The organism is uncultured Lamprocystis sp. (assembly GCF_903933125.1).
Classification (GTDB): Bacteria; Pseudomonadota; Gammaproteobacteria; order Chromatiales; family Chromatiaceae; genus Thiodictyon.
The window spans coordinates 1-7,912 of record NZ_CAIZIZ010000257.1 but is presented as its reverse complement, the minus strand read 5'-3'; the positions used below and the strand labels follow the sequence as shown (position 1 = coordinate 7,912).

General features: G+C 61.8%; 9 protein-coding genes. 4 read left to right on the top strand and 5 right to left on the bottom strand.

From position 1 onward, the window contains the following. Positions 1-279: 279 nt before the first annotated feature. Positions 280-603, top strand: a complete 324-nt coding sequence (locus QZY03_RS12920; RefSeq protein ID WP_295581625.1) for an XRE family transcriptional regulator — start codon at positions 280-282, stop codon at positions 601-603. A 359-nt stretch (positions 604-962) separates the two neighbouring features. Here the strand turns inward: QZY03_RS12920 and QZY03_RS12915 are convergent, their stop codons facing one another. Further along, entirely contained in the window at positions 963-1,148 is a 186-nt protein-coding gene (locus tag QZY03_RS12915; protein WP_295581623.1) for a hypothetical protein, read from the bottom strand. A 566-nt stretch (positions 1,149-1,714) separates the two neighbouring features. Further along, positions 1,715-2,809 (bottom strand): hypothetical protein, encoded by a 1,095-nt coding sequence (locus QZY03_RS12910; RefSeq protein ID WP_295581622.1) that lies wholly within the window; start codon positions 2,807-2,809, stop codon positions 1,715-1,717. 529 nt (positions 2,810-3,338) lie between these two features. Between QZY03_RS12910 and QZY03_RS12905 the strand changes: the two genes are divergently transcribed. Then, complete coding sequence (locus QZY03_RS12905; RefSeq protein ID WP_295581620.1) at positions 3,339-3,683, top strand: hypothetical protein; 345 nt, start codon at positions 3,339-3,341, stop codon at positions 3,681-3,683. A 247-nt stretch (positions 3,684-3,930) separates the two neighbouring features. On the opposite strand, the gene QZY03_RS12900 is transcribed toward QZY03_RS12905, so the two are convergent. Both QZY03_RS12900 and QZY03_RS12895 read right to left on the bottom strand, forming a co-directional pair. After that, on the bottom strand, positions 3,931-4,284 hold the full coding sequence (locus QZY03_RS12900; protein ID WP_295581618.1) for a DUF5615 family PIN-like protein: 354 nt from the start codon (positions 4,282-4,284) through the stop codon (positions 3,931-3,933). Next, positions 4,281-4,619, bottom strand: coding sequence for a DUF433 domain-containing protein (locus QZY03_RS12895; RefSeq protein WP_295581616.1), 339 nt, complete (start codon positions 4,617-4,619; stop codon positions 4,281-4,283). The genes QZY03_RS12900 and QZY03_RS12895 overlap by 4 nt, the downstream gene beginning before the upstream one ends. A 1,255-nt stretch (positions 4,620-5,874) precedes the next feature. Between QZY03_RS12895 and QZY03_RS12890 the strand changes: the two genes are divergently transcribed. Further along, on the top strand, positions 5,875-6,162 hold the full coding sequence (locus tag QZY03_RS12890) for a DUF6516 family protein (RefSeq protein ID WP_295581615.1): 288 nt from the start codon (positions 5,875-5,877) through the stop codon (positions 6,160-6,162). Next, positions 6,159-6,527 carry a hypothetical protein gene (locus tag QZY03_RS12885; RefSeq protein ID WP_295581613.1) on the top strand — a complete coding sequence of 123 codons (369 nt, stop codon included), beginning with the start codon at positions 6,159-6,161 and terminating at the stop codon, positions 6,525-6,527. Before QZY03_RS12890 ends, QZY03_RS12885 begins: the two co-directional genes overlap by 4 nt. A gap of 32 nt (positions 6,528-6,559) precedes the next feature. On the opposite strand, the gene QZY03_RS12880 is transcribed toward QZY03_RS12885, so the two are convergent. Further along, positions 6,560-6,829, bottom strand: coding sequence for a hypothetical protein (locus QZY03_RS12880; protein ID WP_295581611.1), 270 nt, complete (start codon positions 6,827-6,829; stop codon positions 6,560-6,562). Between the last annotated feature and the right edge of the window lie 1,083 nt (positions 6,830-7,912).

The window sequence follows — 7,912 nt, the reverse complement described above, 5'->3', positions numbered from 1 at the left end:
GTGACGGCTGGTGTTTTGGTCGACTTCAGACGATACCGCCGGTCTCCCGCTGCCGCCACCTCCGCAGGAGCCGCCGGCCCTGGTCCAGCCCACCCGTGCACAGCGCCCGGCCTCAGGCAAAAATGGCCAAAGTCGAGGTTCAGGGAACAGTTCACTTATCTGTCCAATGGTTACAGATACCGAATAAAGTAAACTGTCCCCGGAATTGGGAATAAAGTAAACTGTCCCCGGAATTGGTGTCCCCGGAATTGGACCAACATCGAGAGGAAGGATAGATCAATGGCTAAGAAGTTTGCTGCGCTAAGGGCGCAGATGTCGCCGGAGTCTCAGGTACGCACCGAGGCCAAGGCGCGGGTCATGCTCGTCGAGATGCCGCTGAACGAACTGCGTCAGGCGCGGGGATTATCTCAGAAAATGTTGGCCGAGGTGCTGCACGTCCAGCAGTCTGCCATCGCCAAGATCCAGCGGCGCACCGATATGTACATTTCCACGCTACGCAGTCATATTGAGGCGATGGGCGGTCAGCTGGAGGTCGTTGCACGCTTCCCGGATGGCGTGGTCAGGATCAGCAATTTTTCCGATCTCGACGGCACCGCAGCATAGGCAGTTAAGGCGTCCAGGTTATCGCTTTGAGAGAAGGGGCACGAATAGCAATAAGGTGATTTCCGGGGAATGATCTACCGACGTTAGGGACGACTGAAGTCGCCCCTACATGACAGGAATCACCTTAGGGGGCGATCCCGAACAGCACGGCGAGCCCGAAGTCAATACATCTAGACAGGATTAACAAGATTTACAAGATATTATTCATTTTCAATCTTGTAAATCTTGTTAATCCTGTCAAGAAATTTTGCTTCAGCCGGACGCGGCGGCGCCGCCCGCTAAAGCGTCGGCCTCCGGTCGCCGCGCGACCGCGGGTAGACTGCTCCGCGCTTGTCTACCCCAGGTTTACGACTGACCAATCACTGAACGGGCACCCCCGTCACCAGCACATCGTCTACATACCCGAAATCCTTGGTGTCCGTGTCCCACATGCCGAAGCCCACGCGGAAAGCCGGGTTGTCGGCGGCAGCGGCCGGCAGGGCCACCTCGATTGCATGCAGTTGGCCGTCGCTTGCCGGATGGTGGTTGTCAGAAGGCGGGGTCATGTCAGAAGGCGGGGTCAGGTCTTGAAATCCAGCATCAGTGGAAGGCGGGGTCAGGTCTCAGTGGAAGGCGGGGTCAGGTCTTGAGTGGAAGGCGGGGTCAGGTCTTGAAATCCGGTAGAAGGGTCAGAAGGCGGGGTCAGGTCAGAAGGCGGGTCTGAGGCCGGGGTCAGGTCTTGAAATCCAGCATTGATACGTCGGCTCATGGGGCGAATCGTGTGGTGCCCGCATCTGTCGAAATAGCTTTCTCCAAGCTTGATCAACGACCTGTGCCAGCCAACCGTAGGCCAATCAAACACTTGGCCCCATGAGCCAATACGTCATGGGGTAGAGAAGAGCGAAAGGCCGGGAGGGACCAAGACGGACCGGGGCGGATCCGCACCACGCGTCCCCGGCTAGCTCACCGTCCTGGACTTGCAGCAGGGCTTTGAGCGTGATCGGCGCGTTCTTTCTCCGAGAAGGCTTTCAGGGTGCTCATGGCTTGCCTCATTTCTGCAGTTTGCATCCACACGGGCAACGTGGTGGGTAGTGCAATAACTGGATGGGGTATAGATTTCGTCGGAAATCCCCTAATGTCCCGTACGGTTAAGCCACGCTTTGACCTGTTCGGGGTCCAACCCGCGTAAACGCTCTTCCGGGCCCAACCCGCGCAAACGCTCTTCCGGGTCCAACCCACGCAAACGCTCTTCCGGGTCCAACCCGCGCAAACGCTCTTCCGGGTCCAACCCGCGCAAACGCTCCTCAGCGGCCAACCCGCGTAAACGCTCTTCCGGGTCCAACCCACGCAAACGGTCCTCCGCGTCTAACCCGCGCAAACGCTCCTCAGCGGCCAACCCGCGCAAACGGTCCGCAACATCCATCCGTTCCAGCAGCGCTTGGCGCTCTTCCGGGCTGAGCGCGTGAAAATCGTCGATGAGCATCCGATACGTGTCAAGTTTGAAGTCTTCGAGTGTATAAGCCATGGTGGGCAGCTCCAGTCGATGGATGTTCGCCAGATGATAGCGCAGCAGGCGCGCCGCCCGGCTGCGTGGCTGATAGTGCGCCAGCCCATAGCGGATTCGATCCATCTGGCTGGCGAACAGTTCCCACGGGGCGTTGCGCGGGTGCTTGGTCAGGGCGTTCAGAACGATCAGGCGGATGCGGCGACTGCCCCAATCCACATCGTAGACGCCAGGCCAGTCCGTGGGGTGCGGCGCACCCGGCGCCAGTTGAGCGAACAGCTTGGTGGGATGGCGGGTGGCAACCGCATAGAGGTGAAAGGCCGCCTCCGGCAGCAGCCGCTCGGCGGCGGCCGGCGGTTCCACGGGATCGGCGGAAGGCGCGTTCGCGGGCGGGCCGCTGAACGCTTGGATGGAGGCGAGTTTGCGATAGGTGACGTAGTGGCCGATCAACTCTTCCATCGCCCAGCCGTCGAGCGCTTCCTGTTTGGATTTGTAGCTGAGCACATTGTGGGCGGTGAGGTTCTCCAGCCCGTCGGGGAGGTCCGCCAGCGCCGCGGCATCCGTGACCGCCGCCGCGCCGGGCAGCCGTTCGATGATCAGCACATCCAGCCGTTGGCTCTTGAGCGCCAGCTCTTTTTCCAGCTCCACGCGCCACGGCCGACCGGTGAACAGGTCGGTCAAGGCGATGCCGAAGAGGCGATGCCAGGGGGTGTGATCACGCATTTGCCTAGCATACCGCATCACCCCGGAAGCCGGGTTCAGGTCTGGAAGCCGGGGTCAGGTCTTGGTCAGAAGCCGGGGTCAAGAAGCCGGGGTCAGGTCTTGAAGAAGCCGGGGTCAGGTCTTGCGTCGAAGCCGGGGTCAGGTCGAAGCCGGGGTCAGGTCTTGAAATCCAGCATTACGGTCAGAAGCAGAAGCCGGGGTCAAAGCAGAAGCCGGGGTCAGGTCTTGAAATCCAGCATTACTACATCTTAGTAGTAGAGCGAAAGACTGTGAGGGACCGCACCGCGCGTCCCGCCTACCTCGCCGTCCCTTGGCCGGTAGTACAGCAACTGGATGTGGTTAGATTTCCTCGGAAATCGTCTAAAGCCTCGACCAGTGCGCGACGCCCGGACGCCGGCCGGAACGATGATCGTGGCCCGCCCCCCATCAATCGGTCTAGACTCCACCCATAAGCGAGCCCGCCGACCCCCCGAAGCCCGACTACGACTCGCCCTGGAAAGAGGCGATCGGCGCCTACTTTCAACCCTTCATGCAACTGTTCTTTGCCGATGTCCACGCGCTCATTGCCTGGCACGAACCCTACGAATTTCTCGATGCGGAGCTGCAGAAGATCACCGGCGATGCCGCGCTTAGCCAACGCCGGGCTGATCGGCTGGTGCGGGTGCGCAGTCGCGAGGGGCAGGAACTCTGGCTGCTGATCCACATCGAAGTCCAGGGCAAAGCCGGCGCGCGGTTCAGTCACCGCATGTTCCAGTACTATTACCGCATCCACGAGCACTACCCGGAGATGGAACTCATCACGCTCGCGGTGATCACCAACCAACGCGCACGCGCGGTCCACGGCGTCTACGCAGAAGCCGGGGTCAGGTCTTGAAATCCAGCATTGATACATCATGGGGTAGAGTGGAGCGAAAGACTGGGAGGGACCAACACGGCACGGTGTCAGGTCTCCCATTGCACATTCGCTAACCCGCAGATCCTGAGGTACCCCCCGACTTTGGCAGACCGGGTCCACTATACCCCCCGCGTTTCTCGCCCCCCGGCAGGGGAGAGGGGGCGAGGTTCAAGTTAAGCACGAAAACCAGAGTCGGGGCGGTTCCTGCGTGTCCGCGGTTCGTTGACTATCGCAGTGGCAGGTACCGGACTTGGCCATCCCATTCGCCATCCTCGCTGCAGGTAGCCAAGAGCGCGATGTCGTCGATCGCCGCGCGCAGCGCCACCGCACGGCCGACCTCGAAGACACCCGGCATGGGTTTGCCTGCGCGAACCCGCTCGTAGGCGAACGCGGTGATGGTGGCGGCGTCGTGGGTGAGGAGGATTCGCCGGTGTCCAGCTGCCCACTCCAACACCGCCGGGTCGTCCGCCCCCGAGAGGCCGACGTCCTGGACGCGGACCAAGTCGATGTTGGGCTCCCGAAGGCGAACGCCTCGAACGATGTTGTTGTTGAAGTTCTCGTCGGCGAGCAACCGGATCACGCGGAGTCCTGCCCGGATTGGCGTGCCATCAGACGCGCGCGTATGCCTGTCGGATCGAAGAGCCGCTCGTTTGCCCGCCTCACATCGGCTGAGCGTTGCTCTCGCATCCGGAGGTGGTCATCCACCTCCGCGGTATGAGCCAGGTAGTAGGCGATGACGGCGTAGACCTGGCCGAGAGAGACCGCCGGATACTGCTCGGCGATCTCCTCGGCGGTGGCCCCGTCGCGGAAGGAGCCGACAACGGTATCCAGGGTCACGCGGGACTTGCCCACGCGAAAGACCCCGGCGGCATCCACTGCCAAGGGTGGTGCTTCGGCCGCGACGACCATCGTCATGTCTGTTCTCCGAATGCGTTAGGCCGTTCCTCGTCAGCCCGCTATCTGTCTTGCCTTCGTCTCGCCATCATTAGGGTAAAAGAGATTTTCTTTCGCGAGACGAAAGATCGATAAGTATGGGCTGTTTTTCCTGTCGTTGCGATCCCCTGTTGCGGGTTAGAGTCGGGGTCACCATTTAACTGACCCCGGTGTAGGCACGACACAACCCCTCGTGCCCAAACACGTTGAGGGACCAAGGACGGACCCGCACCGCGCGTCCCCGCCTACCTCACCGTCCCTTGGCCTTGCAGCAGAGCTTTGAGGCGCTCGACCTCGGCCAGGGCTTCGTCTTTGGCTTGTCGCTCGGCCTCTTGCGCTTGCAGTGTAGCCTTTTGCGCTTGCAGCTTCTCTTGCTTGCCGCTCGGCCTCTTTCTCGTGCTCGGCCGCCGCCCGTGCGGCGCGTGCGTCTTCGAGCGCGCTGCGGATCGGTTGCTGCTCACGTAGGAAATTCTGGCGCGCCTGGTAGGCGTAATAGTCGCGTTCTTTCTCGGAGAAGGCTTTCAGGGTGCTCATGGCTTGCCTCATTTCGGCGGTTTGCATCCACACGGGCAACGTGGTGTCGTCCAGCCCTGTAGGGTACGTATCGCGTGCTTACACCTTCTTTCTCCTTAACCTGATTATGAATCAGCCTCGTCGGGCAAATCGAGCACGGTACGGATCAGCGACTCGGCGATGAACAACGAAACCGCGCATATTCACCGTCCGCGTTTTTCCACGCAGATAGCAGCGCAGCCGATCGGACTCCGGCTTGCACGTCGCCGTGACCTCGCTAAAGACCCTGTCAGGAACCAGCACCTCGCCAAACAGGGCGCCGAGCACGCAACAACCCCATGAGGGAGGTGAACCGCGTGTGCGGCTCTTCGCGCGCCATCAGTGTGAAACGTCACGCGTGACCGGGGGCGTCACTGCGGGGCTTGCGACCGGAGATGCCGAGCCCCACCCAGACCGCCCGCCTGATCTGCAAACCCATTTGTCCGGTGTCCTTGGCGCGGCTAAGATTAGGCAGCCTTGATCAAGATTCCGGCCACTTGGGCTCGCCGGGTGCGTAGTCAGGCCATCCTGGCCTGACACTGTCAGGGCTGGAAGCCCTGTGTACGCACGCCGCTGGCCGGGATTACGATCAAGGCCGATTAGACGCTATATCCGCTTTCGCGTGGTGGAATTCGCCAGCGCCTCTTGCCCCTCGCTAAAGGGGATGATACCGCACGGCTACTGCATGACGGCCAAGCAACTGCTCAGAGATCGCAAGGAATTCGCTCGGGGGACCGTAGAGCGCGTCGTCTGGCGTCTGCCTCAACCGGTCCCGCCATGCACGCACTGCTTCAAGTACCGATTGGTCTATGTGGAGGACGGTCGCCGTGTCATCGGCTTCGACAACGAGCGAGGCAAGGGTGACCACTACCACAGCGAGGGGCGGGAGGCGCCGTACCGGTTCACGACGCTGGAGCGACTCCTCGATGATTTTTCAAGCGCGGTCGCGCAATGGGTGGAGGCAGATAGATGAAGGCATATATTGGGGTGGAGACTTGGACGACCATGCAAGAGCGCGCCCTCGCCATCGCCCGCCGGGTGGATGCCGGCCAAGATGTCCCGGAGGCGGACTATCACCTCAACTTTAGTAGCGCGGAACACCTTGCCAGCGAGTTGACTCCGGCCCGGCTGAGGCTGCTGGACGTGCTCAAGCCACTCGGGCCGGTCAGCATTGAGGGACTCGCCCAGCAGTTGGGGCGTGCCCCAGCGCTGGTACAGACGGATACCGCCAAGCTCTTGGACCTGGGACTGGTGGAGCAAGACACGGCAGGCCGGGTCTTCGTGCCCTGGGAAGAGATCGAGATCCATGCCAGGCTGACCAGGGCCGCGGCGGCATGAGTCGGGAAGCCGGGGTCAGGCGGAAGCCGGGGTCAGAAGCCGGGGTCAGGTGTCTTGGCGCAGGTGTTCCGTTTGACGGCCCGGATGCGCTCTTGCTCGTCCATCCGGGGCATGGCAACAGCCCTGCCAACGTCATTAAGTCGCGCACCGACACGGTTTTTGATTCCGGCGTAACGCCCGAGTGTCAGCAGGTGTGGCTTGTCGCCCGTCACGCGGTCATCCGCTTCGCCGCCGGCCGCAATCGACAAGAGGTCGTTGTCGTAGGGGTCGGGGGATGCCTCAACCGTCGGCAGGGCCTCCACGACTTCGGCGATTTCGCGCTGGTGGAGCGGATGGTGATGCCCGCTTGGCGACAGCGCTGGTAGATGCGCGCCGCCTCAATGTGGCTGCTCACAGGGTGGGCCGGAAAAACAGAAGGTTGGCTGCCGAAGAACGCCTGATGGGTATTGAAGGTCGCATGGTCGCGTGCGCCTTGTAGCAGTTCCTGAAACACCACCGGTGTCAGAACCACTGGGCTTGGAGGCTCCAGCAAGCTGTGCAGGCGCCTGACGTGCGCGTCGTCCGTGTCGCGCAGGTAATCGATCCAAGCCGAGGTATCGACCAACTAGCGCATCGATTCAGCGCGGCGGAAGCCGGGGTTAGGTCTTGAAATCCAGCATTGATCCATCATGGGTAGAGTAGCGCGAAAGACCGGGAGGGACCAAGGACGGACCCGCACCGCGCGTCCCGCCTACCTCGCCGTCTTGGTCGGTCGTACAACAACTGGATGTGGTTAGATTTCCTCGGAAATCGTCTAAAGCCTCGACCAGGAGAGGAAGCCGGGGTCAGGTCTTGAAATCCAGAAAGGAAGCCGGGGTCAGGTCTTGAAATCCAGCATTGATACGTCATGGGGTAGAGAAGAGCGAGAGACCGGGAGAGACCGGGAGGGACCAAGGACGGACCGGGACGGACCCGCACCGCGCGTCCCCGCCTACCTCACCGTTCCTTGGGCTTGCAGCCGGGCTTTGAGGCGCTCAGCCTCGGCTAGGGCTTCGTCTTTGGCTTGTCGCTCGGCCTTTTGCGCTTGCAGTGCAGCTTCTTTTGCTTGCCGCTCGGCCTCTTTCTCGCGCTCGGCCGCCGCCCGTGCGGCGCGTGCGTCTTCGCGATCCCCAGGCGTCAGGATAGAAGTCGCCTCCCCCTGGGAGGATTTGTGTGAGGATGGGGCATCACCGATCCGGGGTCTCGCCCCCAGCGGGGGCGGCGCGCGCACCCCGGTATCACGAACCAGGCGACGAACGTTGAAAACCTATTCCGACGAGTTCAAGAACAGCATCGTGGTCAAACTGCTGCCGCCCAACAACGCCAGCGTGCCGATGTTGGCGAAGGAGACCGGCATCCCGCGCGAC

What these genes read in the sequence shown, in the direction of transcription:
- QZY03_RS12920 (WP_295581625.1), top strand. Translation starts at nt 280, where the DNA reads ATGGCTAAGAAGTTTGCTGCGCTAAGGGCGCAGATGTCGCCGGAGTCT.
- QZY03_RS12910 (WP_295581622.1), bottom strand. Translation starts at nt 2,809, where the DNA reads ATGCGTGATCACACCCCCTGGCATCGCCTCTTCGGCATCGCCTTGACC.
- QZY03_RS12890 (WP_295581615.1), top strand. Translation starts at nt 5,875, where the DNA reads ATGACGGCCAAGCAACTGCTCAGAGATCGCAAGGAATTCGCTCGGGGG.
- QZY03_RS12905 (WP_295581620.1), top strand. Translation starts at nt 3,339, where the DNA reads ATGCAACTGTTCTTTGCCGATGTCCACGCGCTCATTGCCTGGCACGAA.
- QZY03_RS12885 (WP_295581613.1), top strand. Translation starts at nt 6,159, where the DNA reads ATGAAGGCATATATTGGGGTGGAGACTTGGACGACCATGCAAGAGCGC.
- QZY03_RS12895 (WP_295581616.1), bottom strand. Translation starts at nt 4,619, where the DNA reads ATGACGATGGTCGTCGCGGCCGAAGCACCACCCTTGGCAGTGGATGCC.
- QZY03_RS12915 (WP_295581623.1), bottom strand. Translation starts at nt 1,148, where the DNA reads ATGACCCCGCCTTCTGACAACCACCATCCGGCAAGCGACGGCCAACTG.